Annotated in this window: 14 protein-coding genes and 1 pseudogene; 2 read left to right on the plus strand and 13 right to left on the minus strand. The window is 63.9% G+C overall.

From position 1 onward, the window contains the following. The 6 genes and pseudogenes from ACH2A7_RS10890 to ACH2A7_RS10915 form a co-directional block, all read right to left on the minus strand. Nucleotides 1-188, minus strand: a 188-nt coding sequence (locus ACH2A7_RS10890; RefSeq protein ID WP_394961957.1) for a transposase, incomplete at its 3' end; no start/stop codon positions are given. Between the two features lie 841 nt (nucleotides 189-1,029). Next, the gene (locus ACH2A7_RS10895; protein WP_394961958.1) at nucleotides 1,030-1,479 is read right to left on the minus strand and encodes a GNAT family N-acetyltransferase; all 450 of its coding nucleotides are present in this window, start codon (nucleotides 1,477-1,479) and stop codon (nucleotides 1,030-1,032) included. Between the two features lie 70 nt (nucleotides 1,480-1,549). Further along, nucleotides 1,550-2,350 (minus strand): helix-turn-helix domain-containing protein, encoded by an 801-nt coding sequence (locus ACH2A7_RS10900; protein ID WP_394961959.1) that lies wholly within the window; start codon nucleotides 2,348-2,350, stop codon nucleotides 1,550-1,552. 34 nt (nucleotides 2,351-2,384) lie between these two features. Beyond that, entirely contained in the window at nucleotides 2,385-2,903 is a 519-nt protein-coding gene (locus tag ACH2A7_RS10905; protein ID WP_394961960.1) for a zeta toxin family protein, read from the minus strand. A 135-nt stretch (nucleotides 2,904-3,038) separates the two neighbouring features. Beyond that, nucleotides 3,039-3,269: pseudogene (gene tnpA / locus ACH2A7_RS10910) on the minus strand (IS200/IS605 family transposase); the annotation flags it as partial. Between the two features lie 194 nt (nucleotides 3,270-3,463). After that, nucleotides 3,464-4,150 (minus strand): helix-turn-helix domain-containing protein, encoded by a 687-nt coding sequence (locus tag ACH2A7_RS10915; protein WP_394961961.1) that lies wholly within the window; start codon nucleotides 4,148-4,150, stop codon nucleotides 3,464-3,466. Nucleotides 4,151-4,496: 346 nt separating this feature from the next. Between ACH2A7_RS10915 and ACH2A7_RS10920 the strand changes: the two genes are divergently transcribed. Beyond that, a complete protein-coding gene (locus ACH2A7_RS10920; RefSeq protein ID WP_394961962.1) occupies nucleotides 4,497-5,144 on the plus strand; it encodes a histidine phosphatase family protein in 648 nt (215 codons plus the stop codon). Nucleotides 5,145-5,234: 90 nt separating this feature from the next. On the opposite strand, the gene ACH2A7_RS10925 is transcribed toward ACH2A7_RS10920, so the two are convergent. Then, the gene (locus ACH2A7_RS10925) at nucleotides 5,235-6,251 is read right to left on the minus strand and encodes a DUF4349 domain-containing protein (protein WP_394961963.1); all 1,017 of its coding nucleotides are present in this window, start codon (nucleotides 6,249-6,251) and stop codon (nucleotides 5,235-5,237) included. Between the two features lie 167 nt (nucleotides 6,252-6,418). Between ACH2A7_RS10925 and ACH2A7_RS10930 the strand changes: the two genes are divergently transcribed. Next, a complete protein-coding gene (locus ACH2A7_RS10930) occupies nucleotides 6,419-7,642 on the plus strand; it encodes a 6-phosphofructokinase (RefSeq protein ID WP_394961964.1) in 1,224 nt (407 codons plus the stop codon). Nucleotides 7,643-7,700: 58 nt separating this feature from the next. Here ACH2A7_RS10930 and ACH2A7_RS10935 read toward each other — a convergent pair whose 3' ends face one another. The 6 genes from ACH2A7_RS10935 to ACH2A7_RS10960 all read right to left on the minus strand — a co-directional run bounded on the left by ACH2A7_RS10935 (nucleotide 7,701) and on the right by ACH2A7_RS10960 (nucleotide 18,584). After that, entirely contained in the window at nucleotides 7,701-10,496 is a 2,796-nt protein-coding gene (locus ACH2A7_RS10935; protein WP_394961965.1) for an AAA family ATPase, read from the minus strand. Then, the gene (locus ACH2A7_RS10940; RefSeq protein WP_394961966.1) at nucleotides 10,493-11,620 is read right to left on the minus strand and encodes an exonuclease SbcCD subunit D; all 1,128 of its coding nucleotides are present in this window, start codon (nucleotides 11,618-11,620) and stop codon (nucleotides 10,493-10,495) included. The genes ACH2A7_RS10935 and ACH2A7_RS10940 overlap by 4 nt, the downstream gene beginning before the upstream one ends. Nucleotides 11,621-11,638: 18 nt before the next feature. Then, nucleotides 11,639-14,599, minus strand: a complete 2,961-nt coding sequence (locus tag ACH2A7_RS10945; protein ID WP_394961967.1) for a phospholipid carrier-dependent glycosyltransferase — start codon at nucleotides 14,597-14,599, stop codon at nucleotides 11,639-11,641. A gap of 94 nt (nucleotides 14,600-14,693) precedes the next feature. Then, a complete protein-coding gene (gene cysS / locus ACH2A7_RS10950; RefSeq protein ID WP_394961968.1) occupies nucleotides 14,694-16,088 on the minus strand; it encodes a cysteine--tRNA ligase in 1,395 nt (464 codons plus the stop codon). A 186-nt stretch (nucleotides 16,089-16,274) separates the two neighbouring features. Continuing rightward, nucleotides 16,275-17,219 (minus strand): magnesium transporter CorA family protein, encoded by a 945-nt coding sequence (locus tag ACH2A7_RS10955; protein ID WP_394961969.1) that lies wholly within the window; start codon nucleotides 17,217-17,219, stop codon nucleotides 16,275-16,277. 321 nt (nucleotides 17,220-17,540) lie between these two features. Then, nucleotides 17,541-18,584, minus strand: coding sequence for a 3D domain-containing protein (locus ACH2A7_RS10960; protein ID WP_394961970.1), 1,044 nt, complete (start codon nucleotides 18,582-18,584; stop codon nucleotides 17,541-17,543). Nucleotides 18,585-18,840 lie beyond the last annotated feature (256 nt).

Below are 18,840 nucleotides of genomic sequence, written 5' to 3' on the forward strand. Positions count from 1 at the left end.
TTGCGGTTGTAGTGGCCGCTGCGGTAGCCTTGTCGCTGCTCATTGCGCTCATACCGAGCAGCCTGGGTCAATTTCTCCGCCTCGGCCTCCAGCAGCTCGTTGAGAGTTTCCTCTACGCTGCCTCTAACAAGCTCCTTGAGCTGCCCCTTGATAACTTCCTCATTTAGCTGTACAATCTTCTCGGACATGGTTTGCTGTCTCCTTTCAGAATGGTGTGTCGCGACTTCATTCTACCAGAGATCTGCAAACCATGTCTCTTTTTATCCTTTTTTCAATTTGCGAAAATTATTGTACCTTATCCTTTGAGATACCCCATGATTTGTGATACGCCAAACTTTACAAAGGGCGAAAACAGACCGTGAAACGGGCTGCTGACAACAAACGGCGGTATGCTCCCGGAGAGGGCAGCATACCGCCTGTTTTGTTGTCCGGGGTTTCCAAAGGGGTGCCCCCTTTGGCACACGACTTTGCTTGCAAAGTGTAGTGTGTTATACCTGCTGGCGTGGCTGACGGGGGAAACGGGGTGCGGTGCTTCTTGCGCCCCGTTTGCTCCGGCAGGAAAACAGGCTGAATTTTTGCGAATGGGAATGAGCGAAAAATCGGGCTGTTTTCAGAGAACGGCGGCAGGTATATGAAAGCCCCCGTCCCTCGTCCTACGCTCCGACTTGTGGACAAAGCGTCCCGAAGTTGTGGCCACACTCCCGGAAAAGTAGCAGGACAGCGGGCAACCGTCAAGACTGAAATGAACGGGTTTGCACCCGGTCTTGACCGCCTCCCGCCGTCCCGCTGAATGGGTAGACAAGGCGGCCAATCCCTCAAAGTGCTTGGCCGCTCTCTTTCTGATTTTGGAGCGTTTCTTTTCTGAAAATTGAAATGGGCGGAAAGCCATTTTAGGGCTTTCCCGCCTTGATTACTCGTTAGCAAAGACAGGCGAGACTGTCAACGGCGGCGCATTTTATATGCGCCGTTCATCTTGACCGTTGACTGGTGCGGCTGGCTTTGCTATCTCCCCGATAAATGGGAATTTGTTTATCTTTCTTTCGCCATAACAAAATTAGTAAGAAAAATACCCTGTCTTTCTACTTTCTGTTCTTTTATGACTTTATTTCCTCGCTTTTCAAAAAATGGTTTTGCTGTAATAGAAGCATGGGTTGTGATGCTTCCCGGAACAGCCTGTTCCAACTGATCGCAAATAGCCGTTGCAATTCCTCTGCCTTGATAGTTAGCATGAACATACAGACGGTCAAGATACCCGGTACTGTCTATATCTCCAAAGCCTACAATGACATCATTTTCAACAGCGACTACACTGTAGTGCCCTTGAAGTGATTGATCCCATTTTTCTAAATCGGCTTGCCCGGTTGCCCATACATCAAGCTGCTCTTTTGTGTAATCCTTTGCATTGATAATGTGAACAGTATTAAAAAATAGCTCCGTCACTTCTCTGCAATCTGATGATTGATACTTTCTTAGCTCCATTTCTCTATTTCTCAAAATTCCAAGAAGTTCCGCCTGCTTTCAGTTCAACAAATTCCGATTTGTCGCTCTCTTACTTTCTCCCCCGCTGGGGCTTTGGATTTTTCAGCAAGTCAGACTTCTGTGCAATCCGTTTCAACCATTTCTTTTCTTTCTCGGATAGCTTCTTGTAATTCAGTTTGAGCCGCTTACAGATAAACGCCATTGCCGCCTGCTCCGGGTCGCTGTCCTCTCTGACTGTTTCCTCTGCGGTCTGCAAGAACTCTTCCAGCGGATTGTCCTCCGGGACGCTGAAAAAATCGTCCTTGTGTGCTTCCCGCAGGTCGAGAGCTATTTTATTTATATCCTGCTGTATCACATAGCGGCAAAAGCTGTCATCGTCAATATGGGCGGCGATAAGCTGCCGTAACTGCGGGTCGGTCAAGCCAGGATTGTGCTGTTTCATAATCGTTGCGCTCACAGCGTCCACAATGGCGTTTGCGCTCTGCACCTGCTTTCCCGCTATGCCGTTCACATAGATTTCAAGGTCGGCCATGAGCCGGGGAAAATCCGGGTGGGTCGCCAGCTCACACAAAAGGGAATTATCCACCAGCCCGCTTCTCAATAGCTCAATCATATCATCACTCAAACGCAGGTCTGCAAGATCGGCGCTTGGGTGATTTTTTGTTAAGGAGCGGCCCAGCAGATAATCAACAGTCACTTCATAAAACTTTGCCAATTCAATAAGGGCATAGTGGCTGATGTCCTTATATTCGTCCGCTTCATAGCTGCCCAGCGCAGACTTGGAGAGGTGTGTTTGCTCTGCAAGCTGTTCCAGCGTCAAGCCACGCTCCACGCGCAGGTCTTTTAGGCGTTCTTGAATGGTTAAGGCCATACTATCCCTCCCATCTGTCCGATAATGGAAGTTGTCAAAGTAACTCCATATCTATGTTGTACTTGCCATCAATCAGTATATAGTCGAGGTCATTTTCTTTTGCAAGTGACAAGATGTGTGCATTATCTTCTAATACACTATCTAAAGTGCAATCCTCATCATCCAAACGATTTTCAATAACGCTTGCAAATTGTTTCATGTCGTTGAAATGCGTTCTTATGTAGTTTTCGCTCATCACAAGACAATAACACCGTATATCTTTGCGGTATTCGTCAGGAAAATCTTTTTTCCAGTCAAATGGAATGTAGCACCCTTCAACAATCAAATTCTGTCGATTTTCAATTACAGTTTTAACAATTTCTCGGACAATCGGCCATAAAAATTCTGTCAATTCAGTGTCGTTGCTCACGGGTGTAAGCTGTGTGTTCCTGCTGCGAATCAGCCCCATTTTCAAATGGTCAACCGACAGATACGGATATTTGTATTTTTCGAGAAGTTTTTGTGCTAACAAAGTTTTGCCTGTGTGAGAAGCGCCAGCAATCAAAATAATCATTATACTTCACCGTCCTATAAACCGGGATTTGTCGCTTTGTACTTATCATTCTACCACAATTCCGAGAGCGTGGAAATAGCCTGTTTTTCAAGCCGATTTCCTACCTTTCGGATATACGGGACGGGCGGTCATTTAAGCTACACTATACTTCGGAGGGATACTCAGCAGCATGTGAATGTGGTCTGGGCACGCTTGCGCTTCGATGATTTCTACTCCTTTTTGATCGCACAGTGTTCTCAGTATCTGCCCAATATCTTTTTTGATTTGCCCGTATATTGCCATCCGACGGCATTTCGGTGCAAACACTACATGATACTGGCACCTCCATGTGGTGTGCTGCAGGCTCGCTATATCCTTTTCTCTCATGTAAAAAGACCTCCTGGTTTTTTATTGTTGCAGTTGGCCGACCGCAACTCTATTCTATCAGAAGGTCTTTTTCACTATATAATTTCTTTACACTCCCCGGCACAGCCGGGGGTTGTCTTTGCGCTAAAGCTAACAAAACAGCCCCCTGCCCGTGTTTCGGGCAGGGGGCTGTTCTTTCTTTTAAGGCGCGGGGCTCAGCGGATGCGGTCGATGCGGCCCTCGCTGTTTTTGATGAGATTGAACAGGCTGGTGGCATAGAGAGGGTATTCCTTCGAGAGGCTCTCGGTGGTCATGGCAAAGCAGGAGGTATCCTTCAAAGCGGGGCCGGTGCCCATGTTCTCCCCCTCCAGCGCCGCCTTCACGTTGGCCTGGGCGGCGCTCATGGCGGCGTCGGAATAGCCCTGCCAGCGCCCGCGGCTGACCCGGAACATGCTCTCGGCGTTTTTGGGGGCCGACGCGTAGAGCAGGCGGAACATGTTGTACACCGCCAGCATCAGGTAGGCGCTCACCTCGCTCACCAGGCCCTTGTCCGGGCAGGCGGCCAGCTTGCTGAACAGGATGTTCAGGCTGTTGGAGATAAGCTTTTTGTTCAACGTGGGCAGCACGCTGCCCTTGTAGACGCTGTCCTTCGCGGTCTCGGGGCTGGGGATCTCCTCCACCGTGAGGGTCAGGCCGCTGCGGTCGGCGCTGCGGCCCAAAAGATAATCGCAGGACACATCGTAGTAATCGGCCACCCGCACCACAAAGTCCAGGCCGCACTCCCGAATGCCCTTTTCGTAGTGGGACAGCAGCGCCTGGGAGACCCCCAGCTCCGCCGCGGCCTGTTTCTGCGTGATGCCCCGCTCCTTGCGGAGAAGAGTGATGATGCGATTGAATTCCATGATGTCCTGCTCCCTGTCGTTACTGTCGCGCCGCCGCGCCGTGAAGTCGGTCACCGCCGCAAATGGCTTTGCAGCGCGGTTTTTCGGCGTTGCCCCCCGCGAGGGGCCATTACACAACGTAAATTATAAAACAGCAAAAACGCTTTGTAAATACAAAATCCGCCAAAATCCCCTTTTCATTTTCGGTGGAAATGTCCATCCCTTGACTTTAAAAACTATATGTACGATAATGGTGCCGGGCCTCTTTCTAAATATAGTGTTCCGGCCCTTTTTGTTATTCCTGTGTGTAACGATTTTGTAATATTTTTCCGGGCCGCGGCCGTCCTTCCCGGGCGGCGCGGCGGGGATGGAGGACGCTGTGAAGACCTTTAAGCTGCATCTGATCCGCCACGGGCTGACCCGGGGCAACCTGGACGGCCTGTATGTGGGCGGCGGCACCGACCTGCCGCTGTGCGACGAGGGCCGGCAGGACCTGGCCGTGCTGAAGAACCGCTTTACCTACCCCGCGCCGGACACGGTGTTCACCTCGCCGCTGGCCAGGGCGGTGGAGACGGCCGACCTGCTCTTTCCCGAGGCGACGCACCGGTTGGTGGTGCCCCAGCTGCGGGAGGCGAATTTCGGCGTGTTCGAGGGGCGGCGGATGGAGGACCTGGCGAAGGACCCCCTGTTCGCCCGCTGGATGGACCCCGCCGCCGGCTTCACCCCCGAAGGGGCGGAGCCCACCATGGAGTTTCACGCCCGCTGCGCGGACACGCTGCACAAGCTGCTGGAATACATGATCCGCTCGGAGGTGACCGAGGCCGCCTGCGTGACCCACGGCGGGGTCATCATGAGCATGCTGGCCCAGCTGGCGCTGCCCCGCCGCCCCGCGGAGCAGTGGATGGCCGACCCCGGCTGCGGCTACACAGTGCAGACCGACGTGGCCATGTGGATGCGGGACAAGCTGGTGGAAGCCATCGCCATCCAGCCCGCGGGCTATCTGGACGGGGAATGACGGTTTTTTGCGCGAAAAAAGGCAAGGCATGAAGTTCATGCCTTGCCTTTTTCATGTTCGGGGCCGGCCCGGTTTGGGGGCGCGGGCCGCTCACGGCCGGGGGCCGTACTTGGGCGCGGGCTTTGCCTCCTGCGCCGCGGAAGGGGCAGCGGCCGGGGGCGCAGAGGGGGCAGCGGCCGGGGGCGCGGAAGGCGCGCCGGTGGGCGCGGGGCCGGCGGGCGGCGGCAGGATGGGTTTGGAAGGCCGGCGGCGGCGCGCCAGGCGCAGGGCGGCAAAGATCACCAGCGCGATGACCGCCAGCACCAACAGCACCGGCAGCAGGTAGATGACGCCGATGGCCACGTCCTGCACCCCGTTGGCGAAGTTATGCCAGCTGTCTTTGAACGCGGTGACGGCGCGGGAGCCGAAATCGTTGCTCACGGGGGTGAGCAAGCGCACCTCGTCCAGCGACACCTCCACGGTGGAGTAGGCCAGCAGGCTGTCGTAGACCCGCTGCTGGCCGGTGTAGCTCTCGATCTCGTAGCGCACCTGGGCCAGCTGCTCCTCAATGGCCAGCAGGTCCGCCAGGTCCCCCGCCTGGCCCGCCAGTTCCAGCAGCCGGGCCTCCTGGGTGCGCAGGCTCTCCAGCCGGGCCTCCAGGTCCACATAGTCGGCGGTGACGTCGTCGGTGGTCTCGCTCTTGTAGGTCACGCTGCCGGCGGCGGACGCATCGTTCAAAAAGGCGGCGTAGTTGTCGGCGGGCACACGGAAGGTGTAGCGCACCCAGCGGGTGCCGGCGTCGGCGCTGCCGCCCTCGTCGCTGTTCTCCACCCAGGCGCCGGCCGTTTCGGCCGCCCGCAGCAGCGCGTCCCGGGTGGTCTCAAACGCCTCTGTCTCCATCTCCAGCGAGGCGTTGTAGATGATCTTGCGCCCGTCCTGGGGGGTCAGCCGGTCGGCGTCGGTGCCGGAGAGGCCCGCCTCGCCGCTCTCGCTGCCGGTGGAGTAGTCCATCGTGCTGTCATATGCGGTCTCCGGGGCCGCGGCGGTGCCGCCGGAATTTGCCCCGCAGCCGGCCAGCAGCCCGGCCGCCAGCGCCAGCGTCAGCAAGAGGCTCATGGTTCGTCTCATGGTGTTCCCTCCTCTTATGCTCTGTGCCCCGGCCGCCGGGCCGCGGGCTCTTCTTGTTTTGTAAACGAGCAAGCGGCGTCGATTATTGCGCCCGCCCGCTAAATACAGTATAATAGACAAAGTATGCCGGCGCAACCAGTCCGGCCAGAGAACACAGCAAAGGAAGTGTGCCCATGAATTTTATGGTAGGTCAGAGCGGGGGCCCCACCGCCGTCATCAACGCCAGCCTGGCCGGCGTGTTCGAGACCGCCCGCGACAGCGGCGCGGGGCGGGTGCTGGGGATGCAGCACGGCATCGAGGGGCTTTTGAAGGGCCAGGTGGCGGACCTGAACCGCCTGTTCGACAGCGACCTTTCCATCGAACTGCTCAAGCGCACCCCCTCCTCCTATCTGGGCAGCTGCCGCTACAAGCTGCCCGAGCCGGTGGCGGGGGACGAGGTGTACGAGACGCTGTTTGAGCTGTTCGCCCGCCATCGGATCGACGCGGTGCTCTACATCGGCGGCAACGACAGCATGGACACCATCGCGAAGCTCGCCGCCTACGGCGAGGCCGTCGGCAGCCCCATCCGCTTTGTGGGGGTGCCCAAGACCATCGACAACGACCTGGTCTGCACCGACCACACCCCGGGCTTTGGCTCGGCGGCGAAGTACATCGCCACCATCATGAAGGAGATCATCCGGGATGCGGGCGTCTACGACCTGCGCAGCGTGACGGTGGCGGAGATCATGGGCCGCCACGCCGGCTGGCTGGCGGGGGCTGCGAGCCTGGCCAAGGGGGAGGACTGCGACGGGCCGGACCTGATCCTGCTGCCGGAGGTGCCCTTTGACCCGAAACTGTTTTTGCGGCGGGTGGACCGGCTGCAAAAGCAGAAGGAGAACGTGGTGATCGCCGCCAGCGAGGGCGTGAAGGACCGGGAAGGCCGCTTTCTCTGCGACCTGGCGGGGGACGGCGGCGCGCTGGACGCCTTCGGCCACAAGGCGATGCTCTCGGGCACCGGCCGCTACCTGGCGGGGCTGATCCAGCGGGAACTGGGCTGCAAGAGCCGGGCCATCGAGCTCTCCACCCTGCAGCGGTGCGCGGGGCATCTGGCCAGCCGCACCGACGTGGACGAGGCCTACCGGGTGGGCGGCGCGGCGGTGACCGCCGCGCTGGAAGGGCGCACCGGCTGCATGGCCGCCCTCAAGCGGCTGAGCGACCGGCCCTATCTGTGCGGCACCGAACTGGTGGACGTGCACCAGGTGGCCAACGCGGAAAAGACGGTGCCGCTGGAGTGGATCGAGCCGGACGGGATGCATGTGAACGGGGCCTTTGAGGCCTATGCCCGGCCGCTGATCCAGGGGGAACTGACCCCCATGTTCGTGAACGGCGTGCCCCGGCACATCACCCTGTAACACACAAAGACAGCCGCCCCGGCGGGAGGAGCATCCTCCTGCCGGGGCGGCGTTTTGTTCACGGTTCCCGCAGGGCCATGTGGCTGCCCCGGGGCGTTTTGGTGATGAGCACCTGTTTTTCCAGCCGCTGCCGCAGTTCGGCCACATGGCTGATGATGCCCACCAGCCGGTTGCCGTCCGCCAGGCTTTGCAGGGTGGCGATGGCCTTTTCCAGGCTGTCCTCGTCCAGGCTGCCGAAGCCCTCGTCCACAAAGAGGGTGTCGATCTGCACCCCGCCGGCGTACTGCTGGATCACGTCCGACAGGCCCAGCGCCAGCGCCAGCGCCGCCTGGAAGGTCTCGCCGCCGGAGAGCGAGCGCACGCTGCGCCGCTTGCCGGTGTAGTTGTCCAGCACGTCCAGGTCCAGGGCGCTCTGGCCCCGGCTCTCCGCCCGGCCGTGGCACAAAAGCTGGTACTGCCCGCCGGTCATGGCGGCCAGCCGCCGGTTGGCGGCGGCCACCGCGCTCTCAAAGTAGGCCACCAGCACATACTGCTCGAACTGCTGCTTGCCCAGCCCCCCCACCAGGGTGCCCCCGGCGGTGCGGTGGAGCCGGTCGGCCAGCTGAGCCCGGCGGCGGGCGGCGTCGGTCCGCTTTGCCAGGGCCTTCACCCGGGCGCAGGCGTCCCGGTTGGCGGCCAGTCGGGTGGAGAGGGCCTGCCACCGGTTTTGCAGCGCGGTGCGGCGGACGTTCAGGTCGGTGAGGGCGGCGGACAGGGCCTGCTCGGCGGCGGGATCGGCGGCACGGGCCAGGTCCGCCTGGCGCTGGGCCGCCAGCTGCCGGGCGGCGGCCAGCTGTTCACAGAAGGCCCGCCAATCCCGCTCGCCCCCTTCCAGGTCGGCGGCGAGTTTCTCCGCCCCGGCCTGCGCCTGGGCCAGCGCCCGCCGCGCCCCGGCCTCGTCGGCAAAGGGCAGGCTGGCCCCCAGTTCCTCCTCCAGGGTGCGGGCGGCGGACAGCTGCGCCGCGAGCCGGGTGTTCTCCTCCGCCAGCGTCTGCCGGCGCGTCCTGCACGCCTCCAGTTTGTTGCGGCAGTCGGGCAGGCTCTGTCCGGCCCGCTCCCCCGCCTCGGCCTCTCGCCGGGCGGCGGCGGCTTCGGCCTGGGCCGCGGCGCGGGCGGCCTCGCCCGCTGCCCTGGCCTCCTTCAGCGCCAGGGCGGCGGCCCGGGGGGTGTCGGGGGCCTGCTGGCCCCACTGGGCCAGGGCCGCGGCGGCCAGCCGCAGGAATTCCTGCCGGGCGGCCTCGTCGGCGGCCTGGGCCGCGCCGCTGGCCTCGGCGGCCTTTTGGTACGCCGTGTGCAGGCGCTCCAGCGCTTCCTTCGCCGTTTGCAGGCCGGCCCGGTCGGGCGCGCCCTCCGCCGGCTTCGCGGGGGCGGGGTGGTGCAGGCTGCCGCACACCGGGCAGGGCGCGTTCTCGGCCAGATTCGCGGCCAGCAGCCCCGCCTGCCCCTGCCAGAACAGGGCCTCGGCGGAGTCGTACTCCCCTTTTGCCCGGGTGTATTCCTGTTGGGCGGCGGTGAAGGAGGCCGCCGCGTCCAGGGCGGCCTGCTGCGCCCCCCGCAGGCGGCGGGCGGCGGTGAGCGCCGTGTCGGTCTGGGCAAGGCGGAGGGTCAGGGCGTCGAGAGAGGCCTCGGCGGCGGTCTGGCGCCGACGGGCCTCCTGCGCCCCTTTCTCCTGCTCGGCAAGGCGGGCGCTCTCCTCTTCCAGCCGCGCCTCCTCTTCACCGGCGGCACGCCGGTCCGCCTCGCACTGTTTCAGCCCCTCTTCCAGTTTTTTTCGCAGAGCGCGCTGCTCTTCCCGCCGCTGGTAGGCGGGCAGCTGGCCCTCCTGCCGGCGGACCTCCAGTTCCGCCTGCTCCCGGGCGGCGCGCACCTGGGCCAGGGCGGCGTGCTGCCGCTCTTTGTCCGCCTGCTGGCCTTCCAGCTGCGCCAGCTGCCGGGCGGCCTCGCCGGCGGCGGTGTGGAGCGCGGCGGCCTGCCGTGCGGCCTCCAGCCTGGCGGCGGTGGCCTGGGCCTCATCGTCCAGGGCTTTGCTCTCGGCCGCGGCGGCGGCGCAGGCGGCCTCGTCGTCGGCGCAGAGGGCGGCGGCCAGCGTGAGTATCTCGTCGCACCGCCAGACGGCGGCCTCGTCCTTCAATCTCTCGCCCAGCTGCCGGGCGGTCTCCCCCTCCTGGGGCAGCTTGAAGCCCTCCAGCGCCTGCCGCAGGGCGGCGGTCTTTTGTTCGGCGTCCCGGGCGGCCTCGCCGGCGGCGGCGCGCAGCTTGTCCTGCACGGCGCGGCAGCCGGCGGTGCCGAAAATCTGCCGCAGCACGGCGCTGCGCCGCTCGCCGGGGGCGTTGAGCAGCTCGGTGAACTGGCCCTGGGCGATCATGGCGATCTGGCGGAACTGGTCGCCGTCCATGCCCAGCAGCTCGCGGACGGCGGTGTCCACCTCCCCCACCTTTTCCACCGGCGGGCGCCCCGGCGCGAGGAAGAGGGCGGTGGCGGGCTGCACCACCTGCCCCTCGCCCCGCTTTTTGGGCCGCTGGTACTGGGGGGTGCGGCGCACCGTGTACTCCTTGCCCCGATGCCGGAAGGTCAGTTCCACAAAGGTCTCCCGGTCGGGGGCGGCGTAGTCGCTGCGCACCGTGTCAAGGCCCCGCACCCCGCCGGACAGCTGCCCGAACAGCGCGTAGCTGATGGCGTCAAAGAGGGTGGTCTTGCCCGCGCCGGTGTCGCCGGTGATGAGGAACAGCCCGCCGGGCCCCAGCTTTTCCAGTTCCAGCCGCTCCTCGCCGGCGTAGGGGCCGAAGGCCGAAAGATGCAGTTGCAGCGGTCTCATCCCTCCGCCTCCTCTCCCAGCACCTCATCCAGAAAGGCCTTTTCCTCGTCGTCCGGTTCCCGGCCGTGGACGCCCTTATAAAACTCCTCAAACAGCTGCCGGGGCGTGCGCATGGCCAGCTGCCGCAGCGCCGGCGTGTCCGCCGCCGGCGCGTCGGACAGCACGAACTCCAGCCTCACGAGATTGGGGTAGACGCTGCGCAGCCGGGCGGCGGGCTCCAGGGGCGGCACATCGTCGGTGAGGCGGGCGTAGATGTAGTCCTGGCTGGGCACGGCGCTTTGCAGCAGCGCCTCCAGCGGGCCCTGCACCCGGCGCAGGGGATGCAGCGGCGACAGGGGCACCTGCTTTGCCGTCACCTGCCCCTTGGGGCCCACCTCCACCACCGTCACGCTCTTTTGCCCCAGCGCCTCGCTCACCGAGTAGGCCAAGGGCGAGCCGCAGTAGCGCACGCTGTCCCGGCCCACGCTCTGCGCGCCGTGGATGTGGCCCAGGGCCACATAGTCGAAGGGGGCGAAGGCGGAGGCGTCCACATTGTCCAGCGTGCCCAGGTTCAGCAGTTCCGAGCCGCTGGCTTCGGGCACGCTAGCCCCCGCGGTGACGAACTGATGGGCGAGGAGGATATTCCGCCCGCCCTCGTCGGGGGCGGCGGCCCGCACCAGGGCGGCCGCCGCGTCGGTATAACTCTCGATGGTCTCATCCGGGAGAAAGGTGCGCACCGCCGCCGGGCGCACGAAGGGCAGCGCCCAGACGGTGAGGGGGCCGAACTCGTCCCGGGCCTCGAAGCGCGCGATGCGGCCGGTGAACACCGAGGCAAGATGCACCCCGCTGCGCTCCAGCAGCCGCCCGCCGAAGGCCAGGCGGTCCGCCGAGTCGTGGTTGCCGCTGATGGCCCACACCGGCAGCCGGTGCTGGCAGAGGGCGGTGAGGAAGTCGTCCCACAGGTTCACCGCGCCCACGCTGGGCACGCCCTTGTCGTAGACGTCCCCCGCCACCAGCACCCCCTGCACCCCCTCGGAGAGGGCGATCTGCAGGATCTGGTCCAGGATATACTTCTGGTCCTCAAAGAGGTCCGCCTCGCACAGGCGCCGGCCCAGGTGCAGGTCGGAGAGATGGAGCAGCCGCATGGCCGTTACCTCCTTTTTTCAGAACATCCAGCTGGGCAGGATGCGCAGCGCGTTCACATAAGGCTCGGCCACCGGCAGCCCGCTGATGACCGGATAATAGCAGACGAAGAACACCCCCGCCGCCGCAATGCCGATGCACAGCCGCCGGGCCAGCGCCGGGCGGCGCTCGTAAAGATTCGCCGCCGCCAGCGCCAGCGCCGCCACCGCGAACCACAGGCTGGGGAAGTAGTGGTAGAGGAAGGTGCAGCGGCTCACCAGCACCCAGGGCAGAAACTGGGTCAGGAACAGCACCGTCACCGCGCCGGCGGCGCCGTTGCCCCGGCCGGACAGCTGCCGCCAGAAGGCCCAGCCAAGGCCCGCCAGCGCCGCCAGCCACACCGGCAGGTTGCCCAGGGCGGCGATGGTGCCCCGCAGGCCCTGGGGCAGGCCGGAGGCCAGGTAGTACCACACCGGCCGCACGCTGAAGGGCCAGGTGTACCAGCGGGATTCGTAGGGGTGGGTGGCCACAAGGGTGCTGTGGTAGCGGTACATGCTCACCTGGCACTGCCACCACTCGGCCAGGGAGAAGCCTCCCTCCCGCCAGAAGTAGGGGATGTAACTGGCGAAATAAACAATGAGGGGCAGCGCCACGAAGAACACCACGCCCCCGCACAGGGCGGTGGCGATCTCCTGTTTGAGGCGGGACGGTTTTTGTCTGGCCCGCCGCCACAGCACGCCGAAGTAGAGCACCGCCAGCCCCGCGCCGGCGTAGAGCCCCGTCCACTTGCTCGCCGCCCCGAGGCCGAAGGCCAGGCCCGCCAGGGCCATGGGCAGCACGCTTCTCTCCACCCCTTTTTCCAGCACGCTCTGGCAGTACCAGACCATGAAATACGCCGCCAGCAGGATGAAGAAGGTGCCGTAGACGTCGATGGTGGCGATGCGGCTCTGGGCAAAGCGCAGGGTGTCCAGCGCCGCCAGCGCCGCCGCGAAGAGGGCGAAGGCGGGCTTGCGGCAGAGCCGGCGCACCAGAAGATAGAGCACCGGCACCATCGCCACCCCGAAGGCGGCGCCCGCCACCCGCCAGCCGAAGCCGGTCATGCCGAAGAGGGCCACCCCCAGCATGATGAACACCTTGCCCAGAGGCGGGTGGGTGGTCTCGTAGACCGGCAGGCCGTGAAGGTGCTCGTAGGCGGTGCGGCCGTGGTAAATTTCGTCGAAATACATGCTGTTTTTGTAGCTGATGGAATCCGGCACCCACTGCTGTTCGTCAAAGAGGGGGCTGTCGGAGGAGACGGCCACCAGTGAGCCGTCCTGGCCGCGGAAGGCGGCCTCCATCACCTGCGCGTTGTCCACCGCCAGAGTGAGGGTGCCTCCGGCGGGGGCGGCAAGGGCCACCTCCTTCCACTGAAACACCGTGCCGCCGCCCAGTTCCACACTGGCCAGCTGCGCGTCCGAAGCGTCGTACACCGTGAGGCTGCCGCCCCAGCACACGCCGGGGTAGACCCAGAGGACGGAGGCGGGGGACGAGAGTTCCGCCCGCACCTCGGTGACGGCGCCGTCGCTCACCAGCGGGTTCTGGGGGGCGGTGACATCCCCCAGGTCCCAGAAGCTCACCGCCGCCACCGCCAGGGTGAGGACGGTGAGGGCAAGGCGCTCCTTGCGGCTCCAGGCGGGCTGGGGCGCGGGGGCGGCGGGGGCGGACAGCGGGGCGAGGGCATACTCCCCCACGGCCCCGCCTCTGCACAGCGCAAAGGCCGCCCGCGCCAGCAGGGCGAAACCCGCCACCTCCGCGGCGCTGACGATGCGGATCATCACCACCGCCGGGGCGCTGGCGAGGAACTGGTCGTCGGTGCCGTTGCTGGTGAGCACCATGGCGAGGTTCACCAGGGAGGACAGGGAGAGCAGCCCGAAGGCGCCCAGCAGCCGCCTGTCGCCCCAGCGGGCGGCGGCGGCCAGGGTCAGCAGCAGGGTGGGAAGGATATACCGCTCGTGCATCCGGTGGCTGAGGGTGAACACCGCCGCCCCGTAAAAAGCCGCCAGCAGCAGCGGGGAGAAGCGCCCGGCTTTCCAGCCGCGCCAGGCGAGGTACACAAGGGCGGCGGTGGCGGCCGCGATGCCCGCCGTGCCCAGGGCCTGCCAGGTGAGGGGGCCCAGGGCGGGGGCATCCTGGGGCTGCCAGTTGGCCCCGAAGAGGGTGAGCAGGTTGTAGCCGTTCACGCTGGCGTAGGGGTAGCTGGAGGCGGTGGCGGCGTACTTGTCCCACAGCCAGTCCGCCGGCTGGTCGCCCCAAAAGGGCGCCGCGCAGACCAGCACCGCCGCCAGGGCCAGCGCGGCCCCCGCCGCGCCCCGGCCCAGCGCCGCCAGGGCGGGCCGCCGCTGCCGGGCGGCCAGCAGCGGGGCCAGGAAGGCCGCCGCCAGCACCGGCCCGAAGAGCAGGGCCTGGGGCTTCAGCGCCAGGGCAAAGCCGTAGAGCACCGCGGCGGGCAGCCACTTTTTCTCCTCCAGGCACAAAAAGGCGGCGATGATGGCAAGGCAGAATACGCCGTCCACCTGTTTCCAGACGGCGGTGTCGTACAAAAGGGCCGGGCAGAAGGCGGCGAAGGCGGCCAGGCGCAGCGCCCGCCGCCCGTCCAGCCGGCGGCGGGCGAAAAGGCCGATCAGCGCCGCCAGGCCAATGTCGCACAGGATGGGCCAAACGCAGATCAGCAGGCCCATGGCCTTGCCGGACGCATCCAGCCCCAGCGCCCGGGCGGCCAGGCCCACCGGCCAGAGCAGCAGCATATAGCCCGGCGGGTAATCGGCGAAATAGTCCGGGGCGTAAAAGGCGGCGGGGCCGCCCTCCGCCAGGCGCAGCGCCCAGGCGGAAAAGCAGGCCACGTCGCTGGAATATCCCTCGCTGACCAGGGCCAGGCCGCAGCGCACCGCCAGCGCCGCCAGCAGCAGCGCCGCCAGGGAAAGCCGCCAGCGGCGGGTGGAATGAGAAGCAGAACGGGTGGACATGGTGGTTCCTCGCAAGCTGAAAAATCAAACGGGCCGCGGGAGGCTGTCGGCATAAAAACAGCGTTCCTCGCGGCCCGTGCCGGTCAAAGGGAGATCAGGCGCGGGTCACCTTGGGGCCCTGGGGAGTGTCCTCCACCACATAGCCCATCTCGGTGATCTTCGCGCGCAGGGCGTCGGCGGTGGGCCAATCCTTCGCCTTCTTGGCCTCGACGCGCTTTTGCACCAGTTCCATCACCTCGGCGGGAATCTCATCGGTCTTGCGGTTGTACAGCAGGCCCAGCACGCCGGTGAGTTCGTCGAAGGTGGCGGCGGCGGTTTCCAGCGCGTCACGGCTGGCGTCCGCCCCCAGGGTGTTGATGTCCTTCACCAGTTCGAAGATGGCGGCCAGCGCGTCGGGGGTGTTCAGGTCGTCGTCCATGGCGGTGTTGAACTTGACCTTCGCGGCGGCGGCCTTCTCCGACAGCAGGTTGCTCTCGCCCTTTGCGTTCTTGATGAGGAAATCCAGGTTGTCGCGGCAGGTATACAGCCGCTCCAGGCTGGCTTTGCAGCTGTTCAGCAGCTCCACCGTGTAGTTCAGCGGCATGCGGTAGCCGGCGGTGAGCAGGAAATAGCGGATGGGCTCGTAGCCGAAGACTTCGGCGATCTCCCGCACGGTGAAGAAGTTGTTGGCGCTCTTGCTCATCTTGTGGTTGTCGATGTTCAAAAAGCCGTTGTGCATCCAGTAGCGGCTGAAGGTGCAGCCGTTGGCGCACTCCGACTGAGCGATCTCGTTCTCGTGGTGGGGGAAGATCAGGTCCTGGCCGCCGCAGTGCAGGTCGATGGTGTCGCCCAGATGCTTGCGGGCCATGGCGCTGCACTCGATGTGCCAGCCGGGGCGGCCGGGGCCGTAGGGGCTGGGCCAGGCGGGCTCGCCGGGCTTGGCCGCTTTCCAGACGGCAAAATCGGCGGGATCCTCTTTCAGATCGTCGTCCATCTGGCTGCGCAGTTCCCGGTTGCCGCTCTCCAGTTCCTCCAGGTTCAGGTGGCTGAGTTTGCCGTAGTCCTTGAAGGCGCGGGTGCGGAAGTAGACGTCGCCGTTCTTGGCCACATAGCCGTAGCCCTTGTCCAGGATATCCTTGACGATGTCCAGGATCTCCTCGATGTGCTCGGTGGCGCGGGGGCGCACGGTGGGGGTCTTGGCGTTGAGGCCGTCGCTGTCCTTGATGAACTCGGCCTCGTACTTCTCCGCCACCTCCTTCATGCTGCACCCCTGCTCCTTGGCCTTCTGGATGAGCTTGTCGTCGATGTCGGTGATGTTGGACACAAAGATCACCTTGTTGCCCCGGTACTCCAGATACCGGCGCAGGGTGTCAAAGACCACCACCGGCCGGGCGTTGCCGATGTGGATGTAGTTGTAAACCGTGGGGCCGCAGACATAGATGCGGTACTCCCCTTCTTTCTGGGGGATAAACTCCTCCTTCTTGCGGGTCAGCGTATTGTAGATCTGCATACTGCACGCTCCTTTGCATGCGCCCGCGGCGGTTCTTCAGGCCGCCGGGGCGCAGATTGTTCATTTTCATCATTATACCCAAAAATTGCCGCGGGCGCAACTCAGGGCACAGAAAACACACATTCTTTTTGCGCCGGCACAAAAAACGCGGCGGGCATTCCGCCCGCCGCCGTCGTTTGCGGTGTGTTACAGCCAGCGCTTGTATTTGGCCAGCAGGATGGCCCCCAGGGTGGCCAGGCCCGCCACCCCCAGCACGATCCAGAAGCCGAAGGGGCTGCCCTCGAAGGGCACCGGCACGTTCATGCCCCACAGGCTCGACACGATGGTGGGCACCGTGAGGATGATGGTGACCGAGGCCAGCAGCTTCATGACGATGTTCAGGTTGTTGGAGATCACCGAGGCGAAGGCGTCCATGGTGCCGGACAGAATGTCCCGGTAGATGCCGCTCATCTCCATGGCCTGCTTGTTCTCCACGATGACGTCCTCCAGAAGGTCGGTGTCCTCGGGGAAGTCCTTGACGAAGTCCATCCGCAGCAGCTTTTCCAGCACCAGCTCGTTGCTCTTGAGGGAGGTGGAGAAGTAGACCAGGCTCTTTTCCAGGCCCAGCATCTGAATGAGTTCCTTGTTCTTCATGCTGATGTGCAGCTCGTTCTCCACCCGGGTGCTGGCCTTGTCCACCTGGCGCAGGTAGAACAAAAACAGGCTGGCGTTTCGGTAGAGCATCTGCAGCGCCAGGCGCTTGAACTTTTTGGTGCTGCAGCCCTTCACCAGCCCCTCCATGAAGGCGCGGGGCAGCGCCGTCTCCCGCAGGCAGACGGTGATGACGTTCTGGGGGGTGAGCACGATGCCGAAGGGGATGGTGGAGTAGACAAAGGTGTGGCCCTCGGTCTGCACCAGGGGGGTGTCCACCAGGATCATGGTGCTGGTGACCTCGCCCTCGTCCTCCACCTCGATGCGGCTTCGCTCCTCTTCGTCGAGGGCGGCCCGCACCAGGTCGGGGTCCACATGGAGCTGGGCGCACACCCGCCCGATCTCCTTTTCGTTGGGGTCGCACAGGTGGATCCATGCGCCGGGGCAGATCTGATCCTGCTCCAGCATGCGGCCGCCGTCGCTGAGGTAAATGGTAATCATACTTTACACCTGCTTTCTTGGAAAGCGGCGCAGCGGGGCCCGCCCCGCGCAGGTGTCAGCCCACGGGGAAACAAAAGGCAGCAGCGCCGCGTATGGGAAACTTGCACGTTCGACTGCCGGGGTCGCCGTCCATGCCTTTCATCTCCTTGTGAAAAAAATTCGGGGCGAATTCGCCCTTCCTAAGTGTATGCTTCGCGCCGGGGGTTTGTCAAGCGTGTTTGGGGAAAAAAGAGGCCAAAGGAATGTAAAAAAATATCCCCCGCCCGGCGCGGCGCCGGGCGGGGGACGATGCCTGTATCCTGTTTGCGGGTTCAGCGGGCGTCAGCCCACCACATAGACGTTCACCTGCTGCACGCCGTTGAGCAGCGCCTCGTCGTAGCTCTCGTAAAAGAGGTCCACCAGGCAGCTGCCGCTCAGCAGCGCGCCGCCGGTGTCGGTGGCGATGGCGTAGCCGTAGACAAAGCGGCCGTCGGTGCTGGTGATATACAGCTTGGTGCCGTAGGGGATGAGGTTGGGGTTCACGGCCACAGTGCCGTACCCCAGGCCCAGCCCGGAGGCGCCCCGGCCCCGGCTGGCGGAATAGCCGGTGGCCCGGCCGGTGTAGACGGCGGTGTAGCTGGAGGGCACGCCGTTCACCACCTCGGGGCCGGACAGATCGCTCACCGGCGCGCCGGCCTTGTAGGCCTTGATGATGGTGTTCACCGGCTCCTCGGTCGTCACCACGCTCACGATCTGGCTGGACTCCACCTCGCCGTCCACCACCCGCTGGCGGTGGGTGATCTCGTTGGTGCCCTCCCTGCCCTCCTGCACCACGGTGGTGCGGCGGGTGTTGCGGAAGTAGAGGCTGGTGTAGACATATTCGGTCTCGAAGGGGATGCTCTCATAGGTCACGGTGTCCTGGTATTCCACCCGGTGCACCGTGATGGGTTCCTCCTCGCTGGCTGCCGCGTGGAGGCTGGGCTCGGTGTAGTCGTGTTCGCCCAGGGTGACGCCGCAGGCGTCCAGCGCTTCGGCCACCGTACCGCCCGCCAGCTTTGCCACATGCTCGACGCCGTCGGCGTAAACGGTGATGGGCACCGCACGCTGGATGCTCAGGCTGGCAAGATTGCCGTTGAAGGCGGTGAAATACACGCTGTCCTCCTCTTCGGCCACGATGCCGGAGAGTTGCATCAGCTCCTCGGGGTCCTCCACCCGGGTGAGCAGCATCCGGCTGGCGCCGTGAGAGTCGGACACATAGACAATGTTCAGGGTGGAAAAAAGCGCAAACAGGGTCAGTGACAGGCAGCACAGGGTCAGCAGGGAGACATAGAATTTGGCCGGGATGGCCAAAACCCGCCGCCGCAGATGTTCTGTGAATTTTGTCATAAACACTCCTAACGTTCCATGCTGTAGGGCATCCGCGCCGCAAAAAACACGGCGCTCACCGCGGCCGAAACATGGGGACGGCCGCGCCCTTCTGCGAAGTGCCCACCCCCGCCGGACTGCGGCGGGCACACCGGGCACTTGAGGCATTGTAACAAATGCCTGCCGCCGCGTCAAACTCACTCGGCGGGCCGTTTCAGTTCAAAAACGCCGTCTTTCGGCGTTTTTGAAAGAGCATCCATGTCATGCTCTCTATCTC

The organism is Candidatus Allofournierella merdavium (genome assembly GCF_944382735.1).
Taxonomy (GTDB): Bacteria; Bacillota; Clostridia; order Oscillospirales; family Ruminococcaceae; genus Allofournierella_A; species Allofournierella_A merdavium.

Bases quoted from the DNA above. Each gene is read 5' to 3' on its own strand.
- ACH2A7_RS10945 (WP_394961967.1), bottom strand. From the start codon at position 14,599: ATGTCCACCCGTTCTGCTTCTCATTCCACCCGCCGCTGGCGGCTTTCC.
- ACH2A7_RS10900 (WP_394961959.1), bottom strand. From the start codon at position 2,350: ATGGCCTTAACCATTCAAGAACGCCTAAAAGACCTGCGCGTGGAGCGT.
- ACH2A7_RS10905 (WP_394961960.1), bottom strand. From the start codon at position 2,903: ATGATTATTTTGATTGCTGGCGCTTCTCACACAGGCAAAACTTTGTTA.
- ACH2A7_RS10940 (WP_394961966.1), bottom strand. From the start codon at position 11,620: ATGCGGCTGCTCCATCTCTCCGACCTGCACCTGGGCCGGCGCCTGTGC.
- ACH2A7_RS10920 (WP_394961962.1), top strand. From the start codon at position 4,497: ATGGAGGACGCTGTGAAGACCTTTAAGCTGCATCTGATCCGCCACGGG.
- cysS (WP_394961968.1), bottom strand. From the start codon at position 16,088: ATGCAGATCTACAATACGCTGACCCGCAAGAAGGAGGAGTTTATCCCC.
- ACH2A7_RS10960 (WP_394961970.1), bottom strand. From the start codon at position 18,584: ATGACAAAATTCACAGAACATCTGCGGCGGCGGGTTTTGGCCATCCCG.
- ACH2A7_RS10925 (WP_394961963.1), bottom strand. From the start codon at position 6,251: ATGAGACGAACCATGAGCCTCTTGCTGACGCTGGCGCTGGCGGCCGGG.
- ACH2A7_RS10955 (WP_394961969.1), bottom strand. From the start codon at position 17,219: ATGATTACCATTTACCTCAGCGACGGCGGCCGCATGCTGGAGCAGGAT.
- ACH2A7_RS10935 (WP_394961965.1), bottom strand. From the start codon at position 10,496: ATGAGACCGCTGCAACTGCATCTTTCGGCCTTCGGCCCCTACGCCGGC.
- ACH2A7_RS10895 (WP_394961958.1), bottom strand. From the start codon at position 1,479: ATGGAGCTAAGAAAGTATCAATCATCAGATTGCAGAGAAGTGACGGAG.
- ACH2A7_RS10915 (WP_394961961.1), bottom strand. From the start codon at position 4,150: ATGGAATTCAATCGCATCATCACTCTTCTCCGCAAGGAGCGGGGCATC.